This window comes from Streptomyces sp. FIT100 (assembly GCF_024584805.1).
Lineage (GTDB): Bacteria > Actinomycetota > Actinomycetes > Streptomycetales > Streptomycetaceae > Streptomyces.
Genome location: NZ_CP075715.1, coordinates 7479904 through 7505644 on the forward strand (window position 1 = coordinate 7479904; position 25741 = coordinate 7505644).

Here is a 25741-nt window from a genome sequence, read left to right on the forward strand (position 1 = left end):
GGCCGCATAGCGTGACCTCCATGCCCATGCAGCCATGGTTCTCCGACGCCAAGCTCGGAATCTTCCTCCACTACGGCATCTACGCGGTGGACGGGGTCCCCGAGTCCTGGGCCTTCTACGGGGGCCGGGTCCCCCACGACCAGTACATGAAGCAGCTCGACGGCTTCACCGCGTCGCAGTACGATCCCGGGGCGTGGGCGGACCTGTTCGCCCGCGCCGGGGCGAAGTACGCGGTGCTGACCGCCCGTCACCACGACGGTGTGGCGCTGTGGGACACGGCGCACGGCGACCTGAACGTCGTGCGCCGCACCCCCGCGGGCCGCGACCTCGTCGCCCCCTACGCCGAGGCCCTGCGCGCGCGGGGCCTCAAGGTCGGTCTGTACTACTCCCACTCGGACTGGAACCACCCCGACTACGCGAGCGTCGTCCACCCCGAGCCGCCCAACGAGGACGTGCGCACCAACCGCTTCGTCGCACCGAAGGACGGCGTCGAGGACCCCGACGCCTGGGCCCGCTACCTCGCCTACCGCAACGGCCAGGTCGGCGAGCTCGTCGACCGCTTCCGCCCGGACCTGCTGTGGTTCGACGGCGAGTGGGAGCGCAGCGAGGAGCAGTGGGGGATGCGGGAGCTCTCCGAGCAGATCCTCGCGGGCAACCCGGAGACCGTCCTCAACGCGCGCATGCTCAGCTACGGCGACTACGCCACGCCCGAGCAGGGCGTGCCGCTGACGCCCCCGGACGGGCCGTGGGAGCTGTGCCTGACGGTCAACGACTCCTGGGGCTACCAGGGCCACGACCACAACCACAAGTCGGTGCGCCAGCTGGTGCGTTACTTCACCGAGACGATCGCCATGGGCGGCAACCTGCTGCTCGACGTCGGCCCCCGGGAGGACGGCACGATCACGGCCGAGCAGACCGAGCGCCTCGAGGGACTCGGGTCATGGATCTCCCGGCACTCCGACGCCGTGTACGGCACGGTCGCCGGACTGCCGGCCGGTCACCACTACGGTCCGAGCACCCTGGCCGCCGACCGCCGCACGGTGTACCTGATCTGCTTCGACACCCCGCGCGAGTCGCTCTCCCTGCGCGGACTGCGCAACAAGGTCGAGCGCGTGAGCGTCGTCGGCACGGGCACGGAACTGGCCCACCGGGTCATCGGCGGGCTCGGGGCCGTCCCGGGCGTGGTGTGGATCGACGCGCCCGAGGCCGGGGACGTCGACGAGTACGCCACGGTCCTCGCGGTCGAGCTCGACGGCGAGCTCGACCTCTACCGGGGGACCGGCCGGGACTGACGCCCGCTGTCCGTCGACCCATCGGCCTGTCGGCCTGTCGTCCGTCGGCCCGTCGGGCTCAGACGCCGGCGCGGATCGCGCGCGGAGACGCGCCCAGTTCGCGCCGGCACGCCTTGTTGAACGCCTGGAGATCCTCGACGCCGACGGCCGCCGCGATCGCCGGGATCGACAGCGTCGACTCGCGCAGCAGATGCCGGGCGCGCTCCATCCTGCGCCGGCGGATGTACGCCACGACCGTGTCGCCCGTCTCGCCCCGGAACAGCCGGATGAGGTGGTTGTGCGACACCCCCGCCGCCCGCGCCACGTCCGGCACCGCCAGCCGCCCCGCGAGATGCGACTCGATGTACGCGACGGCGGCCGCGACCGAGGCGTGCGGCCGGGCGGCGTCCGCGCCGGGCTCGGCGAGCTCGGCCACCCGCCACAGCGCGCCCCACACCTCCGCGTCCGCCCGGCGCGGGCTGCGCGGCGCCGTGGCGATGGCCCCCAGCAGCAGCTGCGACAGCGCGGGCGTCAGCGAACCGGCGTCCTGCATCACGGGAATCTCCCGCACCTCGCCCACCCCGGGCAGCCTGAAATGCGCGAACAGATGCTCGGACCGCCCTCGGTAGCGGTACCGCACGACCGCCCCGGGCGGCACGAGGCTCACATGCCCTGGCCGGATCGCGTGGTCGGCTCCGTCGACGGTGAGGTCGGCGGCGTACCGGTACAGGTGCAGCTGCCACAGCTCCGGCAGCCGGAACACCTCGAGCGAGGTCGTCGTGCCGTGCAGCCCCACCCCCAGCTGGGACAGCCGCGGCGGCTCGTCCAGGGGCGCCGCGGCCGTCCGGCCGGGCACGATCCAATGACTGTCGGTCACGTTGAAAATCTACCAGCGTCGAATGAACCGGGGCGCCCACCGAGATGGCCCGGTGGCTGCGCGACAGCGGCCACGGCCGGGTGACAGCCACCCGGCGACCGCCGCGTCATGGACCGCGCCCGGGCCCGGGCCAGCGCCTGGGCCTGCCTGCACCTGGTCACCGGCGGACCGGTACGTCCGAACCGGTCAGGCCCCCAGCCCGCGCAGCAGCCGTGCGCCCGCAGGGAGCAGGGGCGGCAGGGCCTGGGCCCCGGGGTACCACAGGGCCTCGTACTCCCAGCACAGCCAGCCCCGATAGCCGCCGCCCCGCAGGGAGTCGACGCAGGCGGCGAGCGGGAGGACGCCGGTGCCGAGGGGGAGCGGGGTGGTGTCCGTGCGGCTCGCGATGTCCTTGACCTGGACGTACGCCAGGTGGGGGGCGAGCGCCCGGTAGGAGTCCTGCGGGTCCTCGCCGGCGCGCCAGGTGTGCATCAGGTCCCAGATGGCGCCCACGCCCGGGTGGTCCACACGGTCCAGAACCCGGGACACGGCCGTGGCGGTGCTGTGCGAGTCGTGGGTCTCCAGCAGCACCCGCACGCCGAGGTCCGCGGCGACGGGCGCGACGGCCGCCAGGCGCCGGGCCGCGTTGGCGTCGGCCTCCGACGGGGGCAGGTCGCCGCCCCGGGGGAAGACGCGGACGTGTCCGGCGCCGACACCGGCGGCGAGCCGCACGGCGGCCAGCGCCTCCTCCACCACCGGCTCGTCGGGGCCGTCCTGGGCCATGCCCGCGTACGCCGCGATCGTGAGCGGGGTGACGCCGGACGTGGCGAACCGCTCGGCCACGCCGGCGCGCTCGGCCGCGTCCAGGCCGGGGTTGACCGGCTCGTCGGCGGCGGCCCGCAGCTCGACGCCCTCGTATCCGGAGCCGGTGGCGAGCGCCAGGACCTCGTCGAGCGGCATGCCGGGCACTCCGAGGGTGGAGAAGGCGAGTTCCATCGTGTGTGTTCCTTGCCTGTCAGCCGAGACTGACGGTGATCTTGTGGGTGGCGCCGTTAGCGGCCGAGGTGTCGATGCGCAGTTGCAGCGAGGAACCGGTGGACAGGACCGTCACCGTCGGGTCCGTGGAGATCACGGCGGAGACGGGACGGTTCCAGGTGATGTCGAGACTGGCGGCGTTTCTGGTGGGGTTGGCCACGCACAGGGTTCCGGTGGAACCGGACGTACGGGCCATGACCGTGGCCGGACCGGTGGAGCTGAGGGTTCCGACCGTGCCGGTGCCGTAGAAGTTGACTGCGGTGCAGCCGAGGGTGGGCACGCTGATGCCTTGGTGGTTCGCGGTGTTGGCGAGGACGGTCAGCCGGCCGGCGTCCGCGGCGCGGGCGGCGGTGGCCGCGGCGTCGGCGCCGGGCAGGAGGACATAGGAGTAGGTTCCGCCGGTGGGATCGGTTCCGTGATCGAACCACATCGTGAGGTAGCGGCGGGTGAACGGGGTCGTGGAACCACCGCCGTTGATGTCCCTCCAGGCGCCGGTGCGGTCCTCGCGCAGCGCCTTGACGGTGGCGCCGCCGGGGAACACATAGCCGGCGTGGCCGTCCAGGTGCGCCCAGCCGGCTCCGGCGAGCGTGGCCGACCAGCTCGCCGTCGAGGGCTGCTTGACCCCGTCGACGGTGAACGCCGTGCTGTAGACCCCGCCGTGGCGGTTGTCCACGACCGACTCGACGCCGGTGCCGTCGGTGCACCGGATTCCGGCGCCCAGGCAGACGATCGCGTCGTCCAGGAAGAACCAGGACTTGCGCCCGTTCAGCGTGGACGTCAGTCCCCGGATGTCCATGCCGGCCACACCGTACGTGCCGTCGGTCGTCCCACCGGCCCAGCTCGCGGTCGGCTTCGGCCGTGCGAAGCTCCCGCCCTCGCCGTCGGCGAGCACCTTCCGCGAGACGGTGGTCCCGGGGAGCCGGTAAGGGTCGACCGTGGGCCAGAACGCGTCGGAGTACTGGCCGAGCACGGCGCTCGCCCGCCACCAGGCGAGCATTCCGGAGTTGGTGTGCCAGCCGCGCTTGTTCTCGTCGTTGCCGAACTCGTAGAACGCGGTGCGGTTGGAGCACATCGACAGGGTGGCCGCCCACTGCGGACGCCGGTGGGTTGCGCGGTCCATGGAATTGAACGAGCGGTGCCCGACGGGCTCCGCGACGGCCGTCACCCCGGGATCGTCCCGCACCGCGAGCAACCGCGACAGCGCGACGACGTCCATGTTGGCGTTGTCCTCCAACGACAGGTAGTAGTCGCGCTGCAGCCAGCCCTTGACCAGCCCCTTCCAGCGGGCCTGCTCGGCCGGGCCCGCCCCTGTGCCCAGGAGCAGGATCGTCGACATGATCCCCTGCCCGCGCGAGTGGTCGCTGCTGGGCATGCCGGTGGTGCTGGTGGCGCTCAGGCCGCGGCTGACCCCGCGGCCCATGACGTTGTCCATGAAGGCACCGTTGTAGACGAACGGTGCGAACGAGTTCTCGACGGCGTCCAGCATCAGCTGCCGGGCGGGGTCGGTGATCTGCCAGCTCGACCCGGACAACAGGGCGAACAGCAGCGCCACGCCGTTGATGAGGACGGCCCCGTAGGACCCGGTGTACGGGATGGAGTTGTGCTGGAGGAACGATCCGTCGGCGTAGAAGCCGTCGCCGGAGGTGACGCGAGGGAACACGGGGGACAGCATGTCCCGGGCGAGGGCGAGCTTCGCCGGGTTCCTGCCCACGATCCCGCGTAGCGCCCGCACCCGGCAGAAGTCGACCTGGTTGGCGCCCGTGAACTCCGTGGAGTCCGGCAGGAAGTGGTCGACCGCGGCGCAGTAGTCGGCGATCTGCCCCGCCGAGAGGTGGTCGTACACGAGCACACAGGTGTCGAGCAGCGACTGCGGCGCCCCGATCTGGACGTTCCACCACCAGTCCCAGTACTCGTGGGGGATCGGGTCCGCCGCGCTGTACACCCCGTCGTGGATGTGGTCGAGGCCGGCGACGATGTCAGCGGCCAGCCCTGCGTCGCCCGTGAGGCCGGTACCGGTCTGGGCGTACGCGAGCGCCATCGTCCTGAGCCGGTTGCAGGTTCCGGTGATCGGGTCGCCCTTGAGCGTGTTGTACGGCAGATCGGGCCAGAGCCCCGCGCTCGACGGCGCCATGGACGAGCGGTACGCGCCGGCCTGGGTGCCGAGAGCGGCGAGCCGGGGCGCGAAGAGCGGGTCGGTACCGCTGATACCCGTTCCGACGAGCAGGTTGCGCCACTTCGCGCGGAGCGTGTCGTACTCGTCGGCCGCGAAGGCCGCGGGTGCCGGGACGAGCGCCAGTGACAGGGCTGCGCCGGTCGTGGCGCCGAGAAAGCGGCGGCGGGAGAGTGGAGAGGGCATGTGTCCTCCAGGAGACGAAGGCGGCGGCTACTGCCAGACGCGGATGTAGTCGACGTACATGTTCGAGCGGTGGTCGAGCGGTGCGTCGTGGATCGAACCGGCGGCCCACTCCGCCGACTCGCTGGAGATCACGGGGAACAGGGACACCTGGCTGACCAGGTTCGGGTCGGTGATGGTGCGTACAACCGTGCCGTCGTAGCGGTAGATGATCCGGTCCGGGCGCCACTCGACGGTGTAGGTGTGGTAACCACTGTGCAGGCCGGGAGCGTTGACGGAGACGGCCGACGCCTTGTGGTCGGCGCCGTAGCCGTCGTAGTGGACGGTGTTGCCGTACGTGTCCGACGCCGACGTGCTCTCGATGACGTCGTACTCGCCGCCGTCGCGGGCCGTCCCGTCCACGCCGTTGATCCCGCCCGGCGGCATCATCCACAGCGCGCCGAAGAGGTCGTGGTTCGGCGGCATCTGCGCCCGCCACTCGACGGTGTCGTACGTGAAGTCGAACTTCCCGCGGCTCTCGATCTCGCCGGTCGCGTACTCGGTCCCGCTCAGCTTCGACAGCGAGATCCAGAGGTTGCCGCCGTTGACGGAGTCCGGGTTCGGGTTGACCCTGACGTTCGACGGCTTCCACCAGCTGTCGAAGTACTGGCCGTCGCGGCGCTTCGCGTCCACGGCGGTCCACTTGGCGGTGTCGAGGGACGTGCCGAGGAACTCGTCGCTGAAGACGAGCGCCGCGTGCGAGCTGCCCCCGTTGGGGCGCACGCCCGCGGGGGTGTTGGGATCGACCCCCGCGGCGCGCACGCCGACCCGCACGCCGGCCCGCACGCCGGCCCGGGCGTCGGCCCGGGCGTCGGCGAGCGCGGACTCGGGGAGCAGGGCCGCGAGGGCGAGAACCGCGGCGGCGGCCACGGCGGTGTGACGACGGCGCTTCATGTCCGGTCTCCTGACGTGAGGGTGGCGGCCACGGACGCGACCGCCCGCAGCGGGTCGCCGGCCGGACGGTCGGCCGTACGAGGGGGGTGCCGTGCCCAGGCCGCGCCATGGGCGAACCAGTCGGTCGGGACAGGCTCCGCACCCGAGCGCAGGGACGCGGACAGGGCGCCGAAGTACCGCTCCCAGCGCGGGACGTAGTACGTGGACAGCAGCCCGGCCCAGTCGTGGTTGGCGTAGTCCTCGACCCAGTCGGCGGCGGGGCGGTCACCCCACACGGTGACCAGGCGCGCCGCGTCCGCCCGCAGCGCCGCCCGCTCCCGGGGGTCGGTGCCCCACCGCTCGGCCTGCCGGAGCCATGTCTCAAGGAGGAACTCGGGGCGGGTGGCGAGCACGGTGTCGGCGAGGCGCGCCGTGTCCAGGAACGCGTGTGCCAGCCGGTCGAACTCCCCGGCGTCCGCCGCCTCGTGGGCCGCCTTGATCCGCGGCAGCAGGACGCGCGCCCGGTTGGCCAGGACCTGGCGGGCGATGTCGACCAGGTCGTACAGGTAGGTGCCGGTACGGCCCAGCCGGGGCGCGGCGGCCAGCAGGGCGAGCAGCGCCCGCTCCACCAGGGCCGGGTCGTGGCTGATGCGGTCCGGGGCGAACGGCGAGGCTTTCGCCGCGTCGAGGGAGGGGCGCGCGTTGAAGAGGGAGTCGGCGCCGGACGGCCAGTCCGTCCAGCTGTCGTACGCGGACCGCAGCAGCAGCCGCCATGCCTCGCGGGCGGACGCGTCGTCGGCCCCGTAGCGCGCGGCGGCGTAGTGGGCGACCCAGGTCTCCGCGTCGCCGGCCGGCCCGCTCTCCCACACCAGATCGGAGAGCGCGGTCTGGATCACCGTCTGGTTCTGTACGCCCTCCAGCATCACGGCCAGCCCGGTCAGCGCGCCCCGGCCGGGCTCCCCGAGCGTCGCGGGCACTCGGGTCAGCAGCTCGCCCACCGCGCCGTACAGGCCCTCCCGGCCGCCCACGTTGGCCAGGATGCCGAGGGCCCAGGGCGCCCCCTGGAAGGCGTCCTTGCGCCAGCGCTCGTCGTGCTCGGTGCCGAGGTCGAGCACGAGCAGACGGCCGCGGTCGACGGCCGCCAGGATGTCGTCGCGCGGGTTGCCGCCCCACGCCTGCACGACCCAGCGGTAGTCCGGCCCGAAGGCGTCCCGCAGGGCCCGCTCCACGCCCCGGGCGGCGGCGCCCGGATCGACGTCGCCGGGGGTGCCGCCCTCGTGGAGCAGGTCGACGGCCTGGTACCGGGCGGTGCCGAAGAGTTCCTGCTGGGCCTCGTAGTACGCGGCGGCCACCTGCCGGTAGTGCGTACCGTCCGTCGCCAGCCAGTCGGGCCGGGTGAACGGACCCCACGTCCCCTGCGGAACGGTCCTCGCGCCCGGCACGCGCTCCGCGAAGCCGTCCGGCACCGTGCCCGCGAACCCCGGCAGCACCGGCTCGATGCCCAGCTCCCGCATCCGCGCGACGATCCGCCGGCCGAGTTCCACCCGGCGCTCCATCAGCCCGGGCGACGGCGCCGGCCCGATGCCGCCGATGTTGGCCATGTGCTGCCAGGGCTGGAGGGACGGCGCGCACACCCAGTCGCGGACCTCCTCCTCCGTGTACCCGAACCGGCTGAAGGTGTCCACCCAGACCTGTTCCAGACCGGTCGTCACCAGCGCCCGGTTGATGCCGTGGGCGGCGATCAGGTCCAGCTCCCGCTCCCACTCGGCGAAGGTCCAGTAGGGCGAGGTGTAGCCGTTGACGGTGAAGTTGTAGATGTACCGGTCGGTGTACGGGGTCGACTTCACGATCACCGCGTCCGGCCGGGGCGCCTCGGCGGGCACGGTGTCCCCGGTGCGGGAGAGGTGGCCGCCGGCCACGTGCCGCAGATACCAGTGGAAGCCGCTGACCAGGGCGACGGTGGTCGTCCCCGTGATCAGCACTCGGCTGTCCGTCCGGCTGTCCGTCCGGCTGTCCGTCCGGCTGTCCGCCCGGCCGTCCGTCCGGCCGTCGAGCGGCGCGATGGAGAAGCCCTCGCCGCCGTCCGCGCCGCGCTCCTGCGGACGAAGCTCCTCCAGGCGCAGCTCCACCGCGTCCGCCAGCGACGGCGCCAGCCGTGCGACGGCCCGCCGCGCCGCCGCGGCGCGGCCGTCCGCGGTCAGCGCCATGCCGGTGCGTGTCCCTTCAGGTCGTCGAGGTCGTACGTCGTGTCCCCGAGGGTCAGGGTCCCGCCGGACGTGGTGGCCGAGGGCGGGGTGCCCCTGCCGACCGCCAGGACGATCCTGAAGTCGGCCTCGGTGCCGCTGCGGGTGACCCTGAACGCACCCTTGTCGACCGAGAGTTCAGCACCCTCCGGGGCCAGCACCCAGCCCTTGAGATAGCCGCCGCCCTTCGTGAAGAGGAAGGTCCTGGCACCGGACTCGGTCTCGCCGAACGTGATCGCGGTGCCCGCCTCGGGTGCGAGCTGCCAGGCGTACGTGTGCGGGGCGCCGTCCGCGAAGGAGTCGTGGACGGCGATGACGGAGTCGGCGCCTGCAACGGGCCGCAGGTCCACGGCTATGTCCCGACGTGCCTTGGCCAGCTGGTAGTTGGCGCTCCCGTCGAGGGAGAGGAAGCCGCCGCCCTGGCCGGCGTAGGTGCGGGAGTCCAGGGTCCTGCCCTTGCCGACGACCGGCTCCACCTTCCCGTCCACGAACGGCTTGGAGTAGAGCTCCGTCTTCGTCGTGTCCTTGCCGGGCTGCCGAGCCCAGGTGACGTCCTGGCCGACGAGGGAGGTGCCGAAGGTCTCGGGCAGGTTCCAGCCGGCGTGGTGGTGGTTGCGGTTGGTGAGACCGACCAGGACGTCGTCGGCGTCCTGGTAGCGGCTGCGGAACTGGTACGCGCCGCCGTGGTCGTCCAGCAGTCCCGCCCGCACGGCTGCCGGGCCGTCGTCCGGGTCCTGCGCCGTCACCCCGTACGGGTAGTGCAGCAGCCCGAACACGCCGCCCCCGTTACCGACGGTCTTCTCGTACTGCCAGAGGAACGCGGCCTTCTGTTCCTCGGGCACGCTGGAGAAGGAGAGGGCGGCCACGGCCGTACTGCCGGTCGGGTAGCCCACACCCCACTGGAGCCGGGCCCGGTCGGGCTGGGCGGAGACGCTGTGCATCAGCAGATTGGCGAGCTGCGGGCGCTTCCACGGTGCCTTCAAGGCGTCGATGCCCGCGTCGAGCGCGGCGAAGACGCCCGGTGCGCAGATGGAGCGCTCGTAGTCGAAATAGTCGTAGCCCTCCTGGTACCAGCCGGTGTCGGAGTAGGCGAGGACCATGTGGCGGGCCATCTGGTCGACGAGAAGGGCGATACGGCGCTCCTGCATGTCGTGGTCTCCGTCGCCGCGCAGCGCGAGACGCAGGGCGAGCTCACCACCGCGGGTGACGGCGACCCAGTTGGACGCCTTGTCCGGGTAGTCCATGTTCGGGTGCCACGTCGTCTCCAGCATCGCGGCGGCCTTGCCCAGCGCGTCACGGGCCTTCGCCCGCTGCGGCTCGCTCCAGCCCCGGTACGCCCAGTCGTAGGCGGTGGCGAGCGCGGGGCCCGCGTTGCCCGTGCTGAGCGGATGCGTCAGCGGCATCTTCTGCCCGGCCTGGATCACCGCGTCGTAGGCGATCTGCGCGTAGGCGGGGTCGCCGCCGACCAGGTAGAGCAGGGCGGCGTCACGCGCCAGTGCCGCTTCGGCCTCACCTGCGGCGTAGTTGTACGCGGGCAGGCCCTTGGCGACGCGGGAGAGCAGCGCCTCCCAGGTCCCCTTGGGGGTGCCCGGCTGCTGGATCGCGGCACGGATGGTGGCGAGCTTGTCCTCGGTGGCGGCGATCCGGGGGTGCTGCAGCCCGGCCAGGCCCGCGGTGGCGAGCGTCCTGCCGTGGCGGTCCCTGAGTGTGAACGAGGTCGCGCTCTTGTCCCGGCCGCGGCCCAGGGTCACGCCGAGGTCGTCCGCGTCGTACGTACCGATTCGCCGGTGCCCGGCGTAGAGGGTGACCGGGCCGCGGGTGCCGGCCTTCAGCCGCCACGCCACCCGTGTTCCACCGCCGGTGGCGGTCGCCGAGAGGACATGGGTGCCCTGGTTGTCCTGGAACCTCGCCGGGGTGGTGACCGTCTCCGGCGCCGTGGTGGCGAGGACGCTCCCGTCGGCCGCGAGCGCGACGACCTTGTACGAGTACCGCTGGTCCGGCCGCGCGGTGCCGTCCTCGGCGAACGGCACACCGGGGACCGCGCGCAGCAGGGTCTTGCGGCCGGGCACGAAACCGGGGTGGGACCCGCGGTGGATCTCGTAACGCGCGGGCGCCTCGCTGAGCGAGCCGAAATCCCAGGACAGGTTGACACCCCCGGTGGGAAGCGGGTTGGCGCCGACCACATCGCCCTCGACCGGCTCCACCGACACGTTGTCGATCAGCATCCGGCCGGTGGAGAAACCGAGGCGCGGCCACAGCTTCTGCACGGTGGCGCCCTTGGGTGCGATGATCAGCCGACTCACCCGGTGCCAGCCGGTGGTGCCGGTGGTACGGGCATGGATCTCACCGGTGTAGTCGGTGGAGAGGTAGCCGCCGTAGCCGGTGATGTCCTCGGCCTTCTGGTCGAAGGTGACCCGGTACGCCTGCGGGCGCGTCGGGTCGGCGTTCGGGACGTCCTGGCCGACCGTGACGTTGTCGGCGAGATCGCCCGTCTCCAGCACCAGCGCACGGCTGCCGTCCGGTCCGGCGCCGTCGACGACGTGCGCCTTGTAGCTGCCCCATGCCTCGACGATCTTCCAGCCCGTCGGCAGTCCGTCGGCGCCGACCTGCTCGAAGCGGCCGTTGGTGACGAGCTCGGAGGCGTAGGCGGGCGCGGGCACGGTGAGGGCGAGGGCGCCGGCGAGCGCCGCACCGGCGATGGCGAGACGGAGCGGGCGCGGCAGAGCGGTGGGTCTGGGCATGAGTCTCTCCGGTGCGGAAGGAGGGAAAACCAAGTGGTGGAGTGGTGAAGTGGGGGCGTGGTGCCGGTCGTGGCGGGCGGCGACAGGGACCGCCCGCCACGACCGGGGTGTGCGAGCGGCTAGACGTCGCCGCTGGTGGTGCCCATCTTCAGATCGTTGATCCAGTTGACCTGGTCGGTGTCGGCGACGTTGGAGTCGTACACGCCCCAGCGGGGCTTGTTGCCCAGGTCGTCCCAGGTGCGCGCGTTATTCCGATCGACGATCAGATTGCCGTCCAGGTACACCTGGAACGAACCGCTCGTCGAGGACTGCGCGCTGATGCCCAGCTTGATCTTGTGCCAGGCCCCCGGTGTCCAGGCGCCGCTGCCGACGTGGATCCACTGCTCACCGGGCGCCACGTACCAGACGCGGAGCTGGTTCTCCAGGACCATCATGATCACCGGGTAGTTCTGCTGGTGCTGCTCGCCGGTGCCGTTCGACTTCCACTGGAAGACGGTCGCGGCGTTTCCGGTACTGGTCATGGACTCCCAGCCCCACCAGTAGGCCCTGCCGCCCGTGAAGGCGTACTCCGAACCGCCGACGCGGACGCTGTGCGCCTCGCAGCGCGTACCGCCCGCCTTGTTGACGAAGCCGAAGATGTCGCCGCGGCCGTCGCCCCAGTCGGGGATGTAGACGTAGTTCGGGGAGTCGCACAGGACCCCGGCGAACACCCCGGTGCTTCCGGACGCGTCGCCGTTCCAGATCAGCGAGGCGTGCGCGGGAGTGGCCACGACCAAGGTCATGGCCGCGGCCGCGGCGGCCGTGGGCAGAAGACGCCGCAGGCGCTTCGTGTGCTTCCGTCCTTTCACTGGACGATCACCGCCCACCGGGTGTCGCTGATACCGGTCCTGATGCGGAGCAGCGCGGTGCTGGTGGTCTGTGTGGCCGCGACGGCCATCGGCAGTTCCGTGGACCAGGTCGCACCCGGTGCCAGTGCCGGCACGTTCCAGTACTTCCAGCTGCCGGAGAAGCCCGGCGTGCTGTTGAAGCTCTGCATCTGAGTGGCGGGCGTGGTCGCGGTGGAGGTGTTGGTCAGGGTGACCGGGACCGTGGTCGTGGTGCCGCGCGGGACGATGCAGTTCCCGCTCGGCAGCGTCGCCGACACCTGGAAGGGGCCGGTGCTGCCGGTGCCGGTGATGACGCCCATCTCGTAGGAGTTCTGCGACACCCAGGCGCAGGCGTTGGCGTTGTTCGCCGTCGACTCCCATATGACGACGCCGTCCGCCGACGCCTTCACCTTGGCGAACATATGGGCCCAGGCGTTGCCCGGCACATACGTCTGGGAGCTGAAGGAGTACGGGTTCACGTACGGGTAGATGGGGTGGTTCGGCGCCATGGCGCGGTCGCGGGCGATGGCGGCATCGAAGTCGGAGTCCCACGCGGCGAGGGACTGGCCGTCGTAGAAGTAGGCACGCGGTGCGAAGCAGTTGAGCAGGTTTTCGTCGTGCAGATCCTCGATGAGGTCCTGGTTGAGGGTGAGCCAGTCGTAGCCGTAGTGACAGATCGGCGCCTGCGGGGCGGCGTTGCGGGTCCAGGTGAGCAACGTGCGCCACAGGCCTTGCGCCTTGAGCGCCGCCTGCCTGTTCGACAACTGGGTCATCTCGATGGCCTCGAAGTCGAGCACGACAGGGGCCGTCGGGTCCCCGCCGAACTGGCTCGCGCCCATGTACTCCTTGACCTTGGCCTCGTATGTGGCTTGCGAGGGCAGGGTGGTGCTGCCGTTGGAGTAGCAGGCGACGGCGTCGCACGTGTAGGCGAAGACGTCGTAGACGACGGTGGCCTTGGTCGCTCCGTACTGGGGGTGGCCCGGCGGGTGGGCGCCGCGCTCGTTGGTGAAGACGGTGAAGCCGGCTGCCGCCGCGCTCGGTGCTTCCGGGCTCTGCGCCGCCGCGGGTGGGGCCGTGGTCGGCAGGGCAGCGAGGGCGAGTACGGCGGCTACGGCCGCGAGGGGTCTCGCGCACTTGGCGCGAAGGACGGACAGGGCGTTGCGTCGTTGCAAGGTGTCCTCCTGAGGGGGAAAGCGGCCGCCTCGTCGCGGCCTGCGCTCACCGGCAGGGCCCTCCCGAAAGGGAGGCGGGGAGGGCCCTGCCGGGGATCTGGGGGAGGCGGCGCCCGGTGTCAGGCCTTCTGGGCGGCCTCGTACTCCTTGGCGTACTCCTCGGCGGCCTGGTCGCCGCCCTTGGACTTCCAGTCCTTGACGGTCGTGTCCCACTCGGAGAGCGGCTTGCGGCCCGCCACGATCGCCTTGATCGCGTCCTCTCTGACGACCTGCAGTTCGGACAGCTTGGTGTTGAAGGTCTTGGACAGCAGGCCGACCGACGGGTCGGCGACGCCGACCTCGGCGATCTCGGTCTGGAAGGCGTGGCGGCGCTTGACCGTCTCGGCGGCTCCCGGCAGGGAACCGGGAAGGAACAGCACCTGCTGCGGGCCGCACAGGTACGTCAGGCCGAGGGTGCCATGGTTGTCCCCGTTGAGGGCGAACTCGTTCTGCACCGGGCTGCCGTCGGCGCCGCGCTCGAAGTGCGTGCCCTCCACGCCGTACTGGATGAGCTCCCACTCCTTGGTGCCGAACGGAGCGGCCAGGAAGTCCAGGATGCGCAGCATCAGCTTGATCCGGTCCTTGGACGCCTTCTTCAGCGCGGTGAAGTAGTCGGCACCGGGAGAGAACCAGTGGCCGGGCCGGCCGCCGTTGGACGGCTGGAACGGGCGGAGCGTGTCGAGCGTGAAGCCGTCCTTGATCTGTGTGGCGAGGCCGGAGAAGGATGCCTGCGAGTTGGGGTTGAGGGCGATGACGCCGCTCTGGAAGTCGGTTCCGCCCTGCACCACCTGGGGCTTGTAGACGCCGGCCTTCCACCACTTGGCCATCTGCTCCAGACCGGCCTTGAACTCGTCGGTGTCCATCGACGGCAGGAACTGGCCGTCTTTGAGCGCCCACTGGTTGGGTGTTCCGTGCACGGGGATCACGGAGTTGAAGCCGTACGCCCCGGCCGGGTCGGCGGCGAAGGCGAACTTGTTCCTGCCCGTAATCTGCCGCAGTCCCTTCGTGAGGTCGTCGGCGGCGATCCCGCCGACCTTCGGGACCCAGATCCCGGCCTGCTTCAGCCGCCCCTGGTTGGCGTAGTAGGAGTGGCCGATCCGGGACCGCTCGGCCGGTACGCGGTACAGCCTGCCGCCGATGCGGCCTGCGGCCTTCCAGGCGTAGGCGGGGATGGCGGCCAGGTTCGGATATTCCTTGACGGCGTCCCCGGACAGGAACTCGGTCAGGTCCTGGCACTTGGCGGCGAGCAGCTCGGTCGGGTTGGGAAGGTTCTGCGAGACGGCGATGATGTCGGGCAGTTCGCCTCCGGCCACCAGCGCCGCGTACTTCTGCGAGACCTCCATGGCGGGCACGACCTTGAGGTCCAGGTCGACGCCGAGCTCCTTGTTCAGCGCCTGCCACAGCTTGTGCTTGTCCTTGGCGCTCGGCGGGGCACCCCAGGTGATGGTCCAGACCGTCACCTTGGAGCCGTCACCCGGCTTCTCGGCGACGGACTGCTTCAGCTCCTTCGGGTAGGAGAGGAAACCGGGCTGCACACCCTTGTCGTTCGATGCGAGCTCGGGCCTCGGCGCGTCCGGGTGGGGCACGTACGCAGGCCACGGGGCGAGGTCCTTGCCCACGTTGCCCAGGGAGCCGCCGGAGCCGCCGGAGGAGGAGCACGCGGACAGCGGGACACCCGTGGCGGCGAGGGCCGTGCCGATGCCGATCGAACGGAGGACGGATCTGCGGGAGAGGCCAGAACTCATGGGAACGCGACTCCTTGTGGACATGCCGGACCGAGGTGCCGGAGCTGAGGGGAGGAGATGGGGTGTGGGGGAGTCTGTGGTGCGGGGCTGGGCCGGTCAGCTCTTGATGGCCCCGGTGAGGACACCCTTGGTGAAGTAGCGCTGAACGAAGGGGTACAGGATCAGGATCGGCACCGTCGCCAGCACCACCACGGCCATGTTCGTGGTCTGGGGTGCGTAGATCATCTGTTCTTCCACCGCACCCTTGACGTCGATCAGATTGCCGTTGGTGGTGCCGATGACGTAGGTGCGCATCAGCGCCTGAAGCGGCCACTTGTTGGTGTCGCCGAGGAGCAGCACGGCGTTGAACCAGCTGTTCCAGTAGCTGACGGCGTAGAACAGGCCGACGACCGCGATGACCGCCTTGGACAACGGCAGGACGATCGTGCAGAGGATGCGCAGCTCGCCGGCGCCGTCGATCTTGGCCGACTCGAAGAGCTCGTTCGGGATGCCCTGGAAGAAGCCGCGCATGACGACGAGGTTGAAGGCGTTGACCAGCACAGGGAGGATCAGCGCCGCGTAGCTGTCGTACAGCCCCAGGCTCTTGACCACCAGGAAGGTGGGAATGAAGCCTGCCGGGAAGAGGAAGGTGAACAGGATGCCGATCATGACCGGCTTGCCGCCCACCACACCGGGCCGGGCGAGGGCATAGGCCAGCGTCACCGTGCAGAACAGACTGAACAGCGTGCCCGCGATCGTGATCCCGACGGAGACGCCCAGGGCAGTGGTGACCTGGCCTTGTTCGAGGATCCGGCCGTAGGCGGCGAAGGTCCACTGCTCCGGCCACAGGGCGTAACCACCGTTGGCGATCACTTGCCGGTCGGGGGCGAAGCTGGTGGCTATCACCGTCCAGAACGGGACCACGACCACCAGGACCGTGACCACCAGGGCGACAGCCTTCGCTGCCTGGGTGATCGGCTTGGGCTTCTCCTTCCACGCCGGGCGCTCGAAGCGCTCAGGGGCGGCGGAGGTCTTGTCCTCGAGTGCGAGGCTCATCAGCGGTACACCCCCTGCTCGCCCAGCCGGTGGGCGAACTTGTTCGCGGAGAAGACGAGGACGGCGCCGATCACGCCCTTGAACAGGGCGGCTGCTGTGGCCACACCCCAGTTCCCGTCCCGGACGCCGTGGAAGTAGACGTAGGTGTCGATGACCTCGGCGACGTCAGCGCCGAAGATGTCGCGCTGGAGCAGGATCTGCTCGAAGCCGACGGAGAGAATGTCACCGAGGCGCAGGATCAGCAGCAGAATGATCACCGGACGCAGTGAGGGCAGGGTGACGTGCCAGAAGCGGCGCCAGGGCCCGGCTCCGTCGAGCGCGGCGGCCTCGTACAGACCCTCGTCCACCTGGTGCAGTGCGGCGAGGAAGATGATGGTGCCCCAGCCGCACTCCTTCCAGATCAGCTCGACGACCATCAAGGGCCGGAACGCGTCCGGATTGCCGAAGACGTCGATCAGGTGGCCGTCCGTGCCGCCGAACAGTCCGTTGAGCAGTCCGCCCGCGCCGAGCACCTGCTGGAAGAGGGCGACGACGATCACCCATGAGATGAAGTGCGGCAGGTACACCACGCTCTGCACGAACTTCCGCGCACGTCCCTGGATCAGGCTGTGCAGCAGGAGCGCCAGTGCGAGCGGGATCGGGAAGTAGAACACCAGCTGCAGAAGCGAGAGCACCACCGTGTTCAGCGCGGCCTGCCAGAAGGCCGCCTCACCGAACAGGGTCTGGAAGTTGGCGAATCCCACCCACTCGCTGTCGAGGATGCCGATGAACGGCATGTAGTCCTTGAACGCGATCACGTTTCCGAACAGCGCCAGGTACTGGAAGACCAGGAAGTACAGGATGCCGGGAAGCATCAGCAGGAGCAGGACCCGGTCCCTGCGGATACGGGACAGCAGGCTCTGCGTGCTGCGGCCCCGCGCGGAGTCGCCGCCGCGGGGTGCGGCGGCCGAGGACCCGTACGGTTTCCCGGACTTGCTCGGCGTGGGCGGATCGTCCACGGACACGGCCATGGGTGGTTCCCTTCGATGCGCGTGAGCTGTGCCTGGGCAATCGGGGCGGCGGGGGCGGAGTGCCGCCTGGCTCGGTGAGGTGCGCGCAGCGGGCATTGGGGGGTGCCCGGAAGCGGCTCGCCGTGCGTTCCGGGCCGGGCTCAAGGGGAAGCCGGCGGCTCGTCCGGTTGCGGTGCGGGCGGTGATGTCGCCGTCCGGTGCGCCGGCCGTGGAGGCCCTGCAACGGTGCGGCGATGCGCAGTTTTTACGTTCCGCGCGATCGAAGTCAAGACGTTCGTAACAAACTTTTGAAAAACGATCGTTTTGATGTCACTTACAAAGTTTCAAGCCGGGCGCCGCAGGAGGCGCGCACCCGCAACTCGGGCAGCAGGTCCAGGTGCTGGCGCGGCGACGGAGCGACGGCATCCGCGAACGCCCGCTCGCGGACCCGCTGTTGGAGCAGACGCACCGCCGCCTGCCCCACGGCGTACTTGGGCGGGGCCACCGCCGTCAGCGGGAGCTCCGAGAGGGCGGCCACCTCGTCGTCGTAGGCGACCAGGGCGAGATCCCGGGGGACTTCGACGCCCCGGTCGCGCAGCAACTGGAGCAGGAGGATCGCGTCGGTGTCGCTGATCACAAGCACGGCGGTGACCTCGCGCTCGCGCACCGCGTCGGCCAGTCGGTCGACCGACGCCTCCTGGCGGGCCGGATCGGGGTCCTCGGCGTGGAACTCGATGGCCGCCACCGGGGGCCGGGCCAGACCGAGTGTGCGCAACGCGGTGTCGAAGCCCGCCATCACCTGCACCCGGGTCGGGCTGTCGCCGGCCACCAGGGCGATGCGCTCGTGGCCGAGCCCTGCCAGTCGTTCCACCGCGAGGCCGGCCCCGGCGGCGTGGTCGGTGCAGACCCGGTCGAGCCGGGCGGCGCCGGTGCCGGGTGCGCCCCGGCGTTCGACGAGGACGACGGGGACGCCGAACTCCAGGCCGGGGGAGTCCTGTCCGCTCACGCCGGTCGGCCAGTTGGGGGTGAGCAGCAGCCCTTCGACACCGCTGTCCAGCATCCGGCCGATCTGGAAGTCGGGACTCTGGGAGTAGCCGGAGAAGCCGAGTACGAGCCGGCCGCCGGCGGCCGCGGCGGCCTCCCCTGCGCCGCGGACGACCTGCTCGAAGTAGTGCCGGGTGCTGGGCACGACCATGCCGAGCACCGGGCCGGAGGCGGAGGTGGCGGGGGCGGCTGTCGTGTCGGGCACCCCGCGCTCGGCGTGCTGCAGGCGCTCGGCGGGGGAGGGGGCGTCGGGCCAGGACACGACGCCTCTCGCCCGGTCGACGATGCCCCGGCCCGCGAGGGTGTCGACGTCTCGGCGCGCCGTCACGGTGGAGATGTCCAGATGGTCGGCGAGTTCGACCAGCCGGACCGTCCCGCAGGACCTCACGAGCTCGATGATCCGCTGATGGCGCTCTTCCATCGTGAACCGCACGGTGTCCTCCCCGAGTCCGGCCGCGCACCCGGCTGCGCACGTGGTGGTGCACTGTCGCGCGGTTTCGTCGCCATGAAGCGATGAGCTTACTCATGCTTTCGCAGTGAGCGATGTTCGAAGTTCGCTCTTGACGATAGAAAGCCCTTTCCCTAGAGTCGCGGCACTCGCCGAGCGCTCATGATTGAGCACGCCAAGTCCGAGGAGCCGCCGTGCCCGCGCTGACGACCGACCCCGAGGAGCCCTTGCTCCCGGCCGCACCGGCGACACCGGCCCCGCTGGGCCCGCCGGCTCCGCAGCCGCGGCCACGTCCACGCGTACTGCTCGCGATGGACCCCGCCATGGAGCCGCGGCTGCTCACCGGCCGCACCCGCGCCGAACTCCACCGCGTCGCCGATCCGGTGCCGGCCCTCGTCGTCGACGACTTCTCCCGGCCGGCAGCGGCCGCGGCGCTGCGCGAGACCGAGGTGCTGTTCACCGGCTGGGGCTGCCCGCGCATCGACGAAGCGGTGCTCGCCGCCGCACCGCGGCTGCGCGCGGTGGTCCACGCCGCCGGCTCCGTACGCGGGCACATCACCGACGCCTGCTGGGACCGCGGCATCGCCGTCTCGTCGGCCGCGGCGGTCAACGCCCTCCCGGTCGCCGAATACACCGTCGCCACCGTCCTGCTCTCCAACAAGCGGGTACTGGAGGCCCGCGAGGAGTACCGCACGCACCGCGGGGAGAAGCGCAACTGGCGTGCGGAGTTCCCCGCAGTCGGCAACTACCGCCGCACCGTCGGGATCGTCGGCGCCTCCACCATCGGCCGCCGCGTCATCGAACTGCTGCGCCCCTACGACCTGGACGTCCTCGTCCACGACCCGTTCCTCGGTCCGGCCGAGGCCACCGCCCTGGGCGTGCGCAAGCGGGAACTCGACGAACTGTGCCGCGCCTGCGACGTGGTGAGCATCCACGCCCCCGAACTGCCCGGGACCCGGCGGATGATCGACCGGCGCAGGCTCGGGCTGATGCGGGACGGCGCCACGCTGATCAACACCGCGCGCGGCTCCCTCGTCGACCAGGACGCGCTCACCGACGAACTGGTGGCGGGCAGGCTCCGGGCGGTCATCGATGTGACCGAGCCCGAGGTCCTGCCCGCCGGATCACCGCTGTACGACCTGCCCAACGTTCTGCTCACCCCCCACTTCGCCGGTTCGTTCGGGAACGAACTGCACCGCATGGCGGACTGCGCCGTCGCCGAACTCGGCCGTTACGCCGCCGGGCTGGCCTTTGCCCATCCGGTGCTGCGCGAGCGCCTCGACCGCAGCGCCTGAATCCGTACCCACGCGGTGTCAGGCCCCTCGACGCACCGCACGCCGCCGCACCGCGCGCGCACCGCCGTACCGCCGTACCCATGCCCTGACGTACCGACGCAGCCACGTCACCTGGAGCCAGCCATGAGCCGAGCCGCCGCCGTGCCCCGACCCCCGACCCGGCCCCGTCTGTTGCGCACCGCCGCCATCGGCGCGATGGTGGCGGGAGCCCTCGCCGTGACGCTCCCGCCCCCCGCCTTCGCCGCGACGCTGCTCCCCAACGGCGACTTCGAGCAGGTGGCCGCCGACGGCCTCCCGGTGGGCTGGGGCCCGTGGAAGCCGGTGGGCGACGGCACCATAGCCGTCCGCGACGGGGCGGGACCCGACGGCAGCAAGGCTCTGGAGCTCACCGGCAACTCGCCCGACGACCGCACCGCCGTGAGCCGCCGCATCACCAACCCGGGCCCGGGAAAGGTGCAGTTCTTCCGCGTCGACCTCGACGTCAAGGCCGAGAACGTCGCCGGCTATGCCGCGGCGGTCAGGGTGCAGTACGTGGGCGGCGGTGTGCCCCTCAGCCTCGTCGGCCGCACATCGGGGACGCACGACTGGAAGCACGTCGCGGCGTACGTGTCCGCCCCCGCCGGCACCACCGAGCTGTCGGTCGAGCCGATGCTGGACGGCGCGAGCGGCCGCTACCTCGTCGACAACCTCACCATCGAGCCGGTCGACATCGCCGGGGTGGTCGGCGCGAGCCCCCAGCCCACCGGTGAGATCGAGCTGACCTGGAACATGAGCGGACTCGCCTCGACGCCCGAGAGCTACGAGATCCACCGCTCCGCCGACCCCGGCTTCACCCCGTCCGCGGACACCCGCATCCGGACGCTGAAGAGGTTCACCGCGGCCGAGGACGCCACCACCGCGCCCGGCGCGACCTACGCGTACAAGATCGTCGCCCGGGGCGCCGACGGTGCGCTGCTGGGCACCACCGCGGCCGCCACCGTGACCGCGCCCGCGGTCTTCGAGGACCAGCAGCAGACCGATGTCCTCTCGGCGACCCGTATCGACGGCCACACCCGCCTGGCCTGGCGGTTCAAGGCCGGCACCACCGGGACCACCACCGTCTACGCGGGCCGGCGCAAGGTCGGCGTGTACGACGTCGCGGCAGGCGGGGTCACCCTGCCGGAGTCCCGGCGCAGGGGTGTGACCGAGTTCTCCGTCGTACGCGACGGCCGGACCGTCGCCACCGCCTCCCTGGGCAGCCTCCAGCACCCGCGCGGCGAGGCCACCCGCGAGCGCATCGCCGACGCCCGCGCGGCGGTGAGCAGGCCGGGCACCCCGCAGGAGCTGTGGAAGAAGCTCCTCGAACGCGTCACCGCCGGCCCCTCCGCCTACGCCGGCAGCGTCTACGCCCAGAACTGCGTCTGGGGCAGCGAAGCGGCGCTCGCCCACCAGATCACCGGCGATGCGGCCCATGCGCAGAAAGCCTTCGACGGGTTCGTCGTCTCCGAGGCCAACCTGCCCTACCTGACCACCTCCAACCTCCTCGAATCGGCCAACTGCATCGTCCGTCTCGCCCAGATCTACGACTGGTCCTACACAGCCTGGACCGAGGAGCAGCGCGCCCGGGCACGCGACGGCTTCCACCGTGCCGAGGCGTTCTTCGAGGTCGGCCACCACCCCAACATCGACTGGCCGGACAAGGCGTCCAACTGGACCTCGGTGATCCGCGGCGCAGAGCTGGCCATGCAGCTGGCGGTGCGCGGCGACGGCGACTTCGACCTGAGGGAGCGCCGTATCGCCGACCTCACCGACCAGGTGCGCCGCCATCTCGACTCCGCCTACTCCGACACCGGCTGGGACCAGGAAGGTCTCGACTACCTCAGCTACGGCCTCTCCATCAGCGCCCCGGCGATCAACGCCTCGCTGGACGCCGGAATCGACGCGCTGGGCACGTCCTGGAAGCGCCCGCGGTTCGGCGCGCTGCTCATGCACAGCCTCTCCCTGCGCGAGAAGACCGACCGCCTCCAGTGGGGCGTCGGCTCCCCGCAGGGCGGCGTCGCCATCGCCCCGCTGTTCTTCCCGACCGTGCCGAGGGAGCAGCTGCCGGCGTACCTGTGGCACTTCGAGCGCACCATCGGAGCCACCGGCAGCACCCCCATGCTCGCGAGCTCCCAGGCATGGGCCGCGATCCTGTACTGGCCGAAGGGCGTCACCCCGCGCGACCCGGACCAGGGCCCCCGTGCCGTACGCTCCGCGCTGCTCGACGACCACGGCGGCGCGTACCAGTTCCGCAGCCGCTACCAGGACCGGGACGACGTCCTGGTCGGACTGACCAACCGCAACCAGAGCCATCTCGGCTGGAACGGCTACGAGACCTTCGGGCTCAGCCTGATCAGCCACGACGCCACCTGGGCCCGCCAGCCCGCCAAGGACCTGACGAAGCGGGAGCTCCTCTCCAAGCCGCTCATCGACGGTCGGCCCGAACGGCGCAGCGTCACCAACGACGACTCGCCCGGCAGGGGCGAGACGCTCGCGTCCCACGCCTACGAGGGGCAGGGCGGCGGCTTCGTCTCCCTCGACGGGCACCTCAACTACGAGGTGGCCACGGCCCGGCGCGACATCGCCGTGGACCTGCGCCCCGTCGGGGGCGCGGACTCGGTGATCGCGGTCCACGACACGTTCGCCGACACCGCCGCGCACCGCTACGACTGGCAGCTCGCCCCGGAGGCGGGCGTCACCATCACCCACGGCGAGACCGAGAACGGCGCCACGACCTTCCTCTTCCGCAAGGGCGACAGCTGGCTCAAGGGGTGGGTGCTCGACCCCGACGGCGCCGAACTCTCCGTCGACAAGGGCGCCTTCCGGGTCACGCGCACCGGCACGGACGCGGACTTCCGCATCGTCCTGGCCGTCGGCACAGGCACTGCGCCCACCGCCACGCCCACCGCCGACGGCGCCGGCCTGACGCTGGGTGACACGACCTACGACCTCGACCACCTGGACCGACTGCGGCCCTAGGCCGTGTCTGACAAATCCCGCCTGGCGCGCGATGCCCGGCACGCTCCCCCAGAGCTCGCGCCTGGGAGGTGCCCCCACCCCCGTAGCCCTTCGGGCACGGGAGGTGCCCCCACGCTGCGTTGTCGGAGTCATCCGAGTACGTCCAGTACGAGGATGATCCTCCGCCTTGCGGTTGCACGCACCGGACGCCGCGCACCCCGCCCTGCGGGCGGACGGCGCCATTTGTCAGACACGGCCTGGGCGGTGTCCGACGTCCGTCTCCGTACGCACAGAAGGCAACGATGACAACATCCCGACTCACCCTCCAGGACACCGGACAGGAAGCCCGGGACTCCGGACAGGCACCCGCCGGCCAGGTCGTCGCCGCCGACCCCGCCGCGTGGCGGAAGGTGCTCGCCGACGCCGACATGGTGTGGCAGCGCATGCCGGGGACCTGGTACGAGGGCCCTTTCCTCGGCAACGCCCTGCTCGGCTCCGCCGTGTACGCCGAACCCGGTGCGAACGCCGTGCGCTTCACCGTTCAGCACAGTGAAGTGCAGGACCACCGGCCGGAGTTCGGCGCACTGTTCGGCCTCGCCCGGCTCCCCGTCGGCCACTTCACACTGGAACCGGTCGGCACGATCACCGCCGTCGACTGGCGGCTCGGCCTGCACGACGCCGAGCTGGCCGGCACGCTCACCACCACGGCGGGCACACTCGCCCTGCGCGCCATGGTGCACAACGACCGCTCGCTGCTGGTGGTCGAGGCGATCCCGTCCCCGGGGGAGGAGGAGTTCCGCTGGGTCTTCCACCCGGCGGAGGCGGTCAGCCCGCGCACCGCGTTCATCGAACCGCCGGAGGGCTACCGGGCCAATCCGCCCGCGGTCGTCGAGCGCCACGGCTCGGCCTCCGTGGCCGTGCAGCGGCTGCTCGCGGGCGGCGGCCACGCCACGGCCTGGAGCGAGACCACCGGCGACGGGCTGCGCACGCTGTACGCGGGCATCGCCCACTCCTTCCCCGGTTCATCGGCCCGTGACGACGCCCTGCTCAGTGTGGCCCGGGCCGCCGGGACCTGCTACGACCAGCTCCTGCCCGGCCACCGCGCCTGGTGGAACGCCTACTACCGCAAGAGCTTCCTGTCCGTGCCCGACGCCCGCCTCCAGAGCTTCTACTGGATCCAGCTCTACAAGGCGGCCTCCGCGGCCCGCGCCGACGCGCCCGTCATGGCGACCTGCGGTCCCTGGCTGGAACCCACACCCTGGCCGGCGACCTGGTGGAACCTCAACGTGCAGTTGGAGTACTGGCTGATCCACGGCTCCAACCACCTCGAACTCGACGCGCTCACCCGCACGCTGAGCGAGAACCGGTCCGCGCTCGCCGACGCGGTCGCGGAGCCGTACCGGAGCGACAGCGCCGGCATCGCCCGTACGACGGACACCCGTCTCGACGGCGGCCTCGACGCGGCGAACGGCGGCTATCCGATGGGCGTCCCCGGGCAGGACGAGCCCGCGCCCGAGGTCGGCAACCTCACCTGGGCCCTGCACAACGCTTGGCTCAGCTACCGCCACACCATGGACGAGTCGATCCTGCGCGACACCGTCTTCCCGCTCCTGCGCAGGGCCGTCAACTACTACCTGCACTTCCTCCACCGCGGCTCCGACGGCCGGCTGCACCTGCCCGCCACCTCCTCGCCGGAGTACGGCGTCAACGCCCCCGACTGCAACTACGACCTGCAACTCCTGCGCTGGGGCTGCGCCACCCTCGCCGAATCCGCGGAACTGCTCGGCATCGACGACCCGCTGGCGCCCCGCTGGCGCGAGGTGCTCACCGACCTCGCCCCCTATCCGGTGGACGGCAACGGCCTCATGATCGGCGCGGGCGTCCCCTTCGACCGGTCCCACCGCCACTACTCCCATCTGCTGGCGATCTACCCCCTGTACGAACTCACCTGGGAGGACCCGGAGCAGCGGGAGCTCATCGAGACCTCCCTGGCCCATTGGATCGGCTTCGAGGGCGCGCTCCAGGGCTACAGCTTCACCGGCGCCGCCTCCGTCTGCGCCCAGATGCGGCGGGGCGACGCCGCGTGGGGCCATCTCAGCGAGCTGCTCGACCGTTTCGTGAAGCCCAACACCATGTACGAGGAGTCCGGCCCGGTCATCGAGACGCCGCTGTCGGCCGCCCAGTCCCTGCACGACATGGTCTGCCAGAGTTGGGGCGGGGTGATCCGGGTCCTCCCCGCGATCCCCGCCGCATGGCAGGACGTGACCGTGCACGATTTCCGCACCCAGGGCGCCTTCCTGCTCAGCGCCTCGCGCCGGGGCGGCCGCACCCGCTGGGTGCGTCTGCACAGCGAGGCGGGGGCGCCGTGCACCGTCGAGACCGGGATCGCGCGCCCGCTGACCGTGGTCGACGGCGAGGGGCGGCCGCTGCCCTGGGCCGACCTGGGCGACGGGAGGATCCGGATCCCGCTGGCGCCCGGCGGCGAGGCCCTGATCCATCCCGAGGGGGAGCACCCCGACCTCTCCGTCACCCCGGTCGAACCCGATGCCCGGGGCCCGCGCTGGGGGTTGCCCGCCTGACATACACGGAGCGCACGACGCACGCCAGCGATCGGATCTATCGACGCACAAATGTCCAAGCGGACTTGGACGTTCTGCACACGTTCCGGCCCACATCTTGACCTGCGCCGGGGTCCGCGGATTGGATCGGCAGTCGGTCATC

Annotated in this window: 16 protein-coding genes; 4 read left to right on the plus strand and 12 right to left on the minus strand. The window is 71.3% G+C overall.

The features are described 5' to 3' along the window. Nucleotides 1-20 precede the first annotated feature (20 nt). A complete protein-coding gene (locus KK483_RS33340) occupies nucleotides 21-1292 on the plus strand; it encodes an alpha-L-fucosidase (protein WP_399015686.1) in 1272 nt (423 codons plus the stop codon). Nucleotides 1293-1350: 58 nt separating this feature from the next. On the opposite strand, the gene KK483_RS33345 is transcribed toward KK483_RS33340, so the two are convergent. The 12 genes from KK483_RS33345 to KK483_RS33400 all read right to left on the minus strand — a co-directional run bounded on the left by KK483_RS33345 (nucleotide 1351) and on the right by KK483_RS33400 (nucleotide 18734). Beyond that, nucleotides 1351-2148 (minus strand): AraC family transcriptional regulator, encoded by a 798-nt coding sequence (locus KK483_RS33345; protein ID WP_262008941.1) that lies wholly within the window; start codon nucleotides 2146-2148, stop codon nucleotides 1351-1353. A gap of 186 nt (nucleotides 2149-2334) precedes the next feature. Next, nucleotides 2335-3123 (minus strand): sugar phosphate isomerase/epimerase, encoded by a 789-nt coding sequence (locus tag KK483_RS33350; protein ID WP_262008942.1) that lies wholly within the window; start codon nucleotides 3121-3123, stop codon nucleotides 2335-2337. Between the two features lie 19 nt (nucleotides 3124-3142). Further along, a complete protein-coding gene (locus KK483_RS33355) occupies nucleotides 3143-5518 on the minus strand; it encodes a polysaccharide lyase 8 family protein (protein WP_262008943.1) in 2376 nt (791 codons plus the stop codon). A 27-nt stretch (nucleotides 5519-5545) separates the two neighbouring features. Continuing rightward, entirely contained in the window at nucleotides 5546-6448 is a 903-nt protein-coding gene (locus tag KK483_RS33360) for a glycoside hydrolase family 16 protein (RefSeq protein WP_262008944.1), read from the minus strand. Then, nucleotides 6445-8634 carry an alpha-N-acetylglucosaminidase gene (locus KK483_RS33365; protein ID WP_262008945.1) on the minus strand — a complete coding sequence of 730 codons (2190 nt, stop codon included), beginning with the start codon at nucleotides 8632-8634 and terminating at the stop codon, nucleotides 6445-6447. The genes KK483_RS33360 and KK483_RS33365 overlap by 4 nt, the downstream gene beginning before the upstream one ends. Continuing rightward, entirely contained in the window at nucleotides 8625-11411 is a 2787-nt protein-coding gene (locus KK483_RS33370) for a hypothetical protein (RefSeq protein WP_262008946.1), read from the minus strand. The genes KK483_RS33365 and KK483_RS33370 overlap by 10 nt, the downstream gene beginning before the upstream one ends. Before the next feature lie 119 nt (nucleotides 11412-11530). After that, a complete protein-coding gene (locus tag KK483_RS33375) occupies nucleotides 11531-12181 on the minus strand; it encodes a polysaccharide lyase (RefSeq protein ID WP_262008947.1) in 651 nt (216 codons plus the stop codon). Between the two features lie 74 nt (nucleotides 12182-12255). Beyond that, a complete protein-coding gene (locus KK483_RS33380; protein WP_262008948.1) occupies nucleotides 12256-13449 on the minus strand; it encodes a hypothetical protein in 1194 nt (397 codons plus the stop codon). A 119-nt stretch (nucleotides 13450-13568) separates the two neighbouring features. Next, nucleotides 13569-15233, minus strand: a complete 1665-nt coding sequence (locus KK483_RS33385) for an extracellular solute-binding protein (RefSeq protein ID WP_262008949.1) — start codon at nucleotides 15231-15233, stop codon at nucleotides 13569-13571. 96 nt (nucleotides 15234-15329) lie between these two features. After that, entirely contained in the window at nucleotides 15330-16268 is a 939-nt protein-coding gene (locus KK483_RS33390) for a carbohydrate ABC transporter permease (RefSeq protein ID WP_262008950.1), read from the minus strand. Further along, the gene (locus KK483_RS33395) at nucleotides 16268-17278 is read right to left on the minus strand and encodes an ABC transporter permease (RefSeq protein ID WP_399015693.1); all 1011 of its coding nucleotides are present in this window, start codon (nucleotides 17276-17278) and stop codon (nucleotides 16268-16270) included. The genes KK483_RS33390 and KK483_RS33395 overlap by 1 nt, the downstream gene beginning before the upstream one ends. 313 nt (nucleotides 17279-17591) lie before the next feature. Continuing rightward, complete coding sequence (locus KK483_RS33400; RefSeq protein ID WP_262008951.1) at nucleotides 17592-18734, minus strand: substrate-binding domain-containing protein; 1143 nt, start codon at nucleotides 18732-18734, stop codon at nucleotides 17592-17594. Between the two features lie 326 nt (nucleotides 18735-19060). Between KK483_RS33400 and KK483_RS33405 the strand changes: the two genes are divergently transcribed. The 3 genes from KK483_RS33405 (at nucleotide 19061) to KK483_RS33415 (ending at nucleotide 25599) form a co-directional block, all read left to right on the plus strand. Then, entirely contained in the window at nucleotides 19061-20044 is a 984-nt protein-coding gene (locus KK483_RS33405) for a hydroxyacid dehydrogenase (RefSeq protein WP_262009801.1), read from the plus strand. A 123-nt stretch (nucleotides 20045-20167) separates the two neighbouring features. After that, complete coding sequence (locus KK483_RS33410; RefSeq protein WP_262008952.1) at nucleotides 20168-23041, plus strand: hypothetical protein; 2874 nt, start codon at nucleotides 20168-20170, stop codon at nucleotides 23039-23041. A 281-nt stretch (nucleotides 23042-23322) separates the two neighbouring features. Beyond that, the gene (locus tag KK483_RS33415) at nucleotides 23323-25599 is read left to right on the plus strand and encodes a glycosyl hydrolase family 95 catalytic domain-containing protein (protein WP_399015698.1); all 2277 of its coding nucleotides are present in this window, start codon (nucleotides 23323-23325) and stop codon (nucleotides 25597-25599) included. Nucleotides 25600-25741: the final 142 nt, after the last annotated feature.

Excerpts from the sequence above, each read along its gene's own strand:
- KK483_RS33385 (WP_262008949.1), bottom strand. The coding sequence starts at position 15,233 with ATGAGTTCTGGCCTCTCCCGCAGATCCGTCCTCCGTTCGATCGGCATC.
- KK483_RS33410 (WP_262008952.1), top strand. The coding sequence starts at position 20,168 with ATGAGCCGAGCCGCCGCCGTGCCCCGACCCCCGACCCGGCCCCGTCTG.
- KK483_RS33340 (WP_399015686.1), top strand. The coding sequence starts at position 21 with ATGCCCATGCAGCCATGGTTCTCCGACGCCAAGCTCGGAATCTTCCTC.
- KK483_RS33360 (WP_262008944.1), bottom strand. The coding sequence starts at position 6,448 with ATGAAGCGCCGTCGTCACACCGCCGTGGCCGCCGCCGCGGTTCTCGCC.
- KK483_RS33395 (WP_399015693.1), bottom strand. The coding sequence starts at position 17,278 with ATGGCCGTGTCCGTGGACGATCCGCCCACGCCGAGCAAGTCCGGGAAA.
- KK483_RS33390 (WP_262008950.1), bottom strand. The coding sequence starts at position 16,268 with ATGAGCCTCGCACTCGAGGACAAGACCTCCGCCGCCCCTGAGCGCTTC.
- KK483_RS33405 (WP_262009801.1), top strand. The coding sequence starts at position 19,061 with ATGGACCCCGCCATGGAGCCGCGGCTGCTCACCGGCCGCACCCGCGCC.
- KK483_RS33370 (WP_262008946.1), bottom strand. The coding sequence starts at position 11,411 with ATGCCCAGACCCACCGCTCTGCCGCGCCCGCTCCGTCTCGCCATCGCC.
- KK483_RS33415 (WP_399015698.1), top strand. The coding sequence starts at position 23,323 with ATGACAACATCCCGACTCACCCTCCAGGACACCGGACAGGAAGCCCGG.
- KK483_RS33350 (WP_262008942.1), bottom strand. The coding sequence starts at position 3,123 with ATGGAACTCGCCTTCTCCACCCTCGGAGTGCCCGGCATGCCGCTCGAC.
- KK483_RS33365 (WP_262008945.1), bottom strand. The coding sequence starts at position 8,634 with ATGGCGCTGACCGCGGACGGCCGCGCCGCGGCGGCGCGGCGGGCCGTC.
- KK483_RS33355 (WP_262008943.1), bottom strand. The coding sequence starts at position 5,518 with ATGCCCTCTCCACTCTCCCGCCGCCGCTTTCTCGGCGCCACGACCGGC.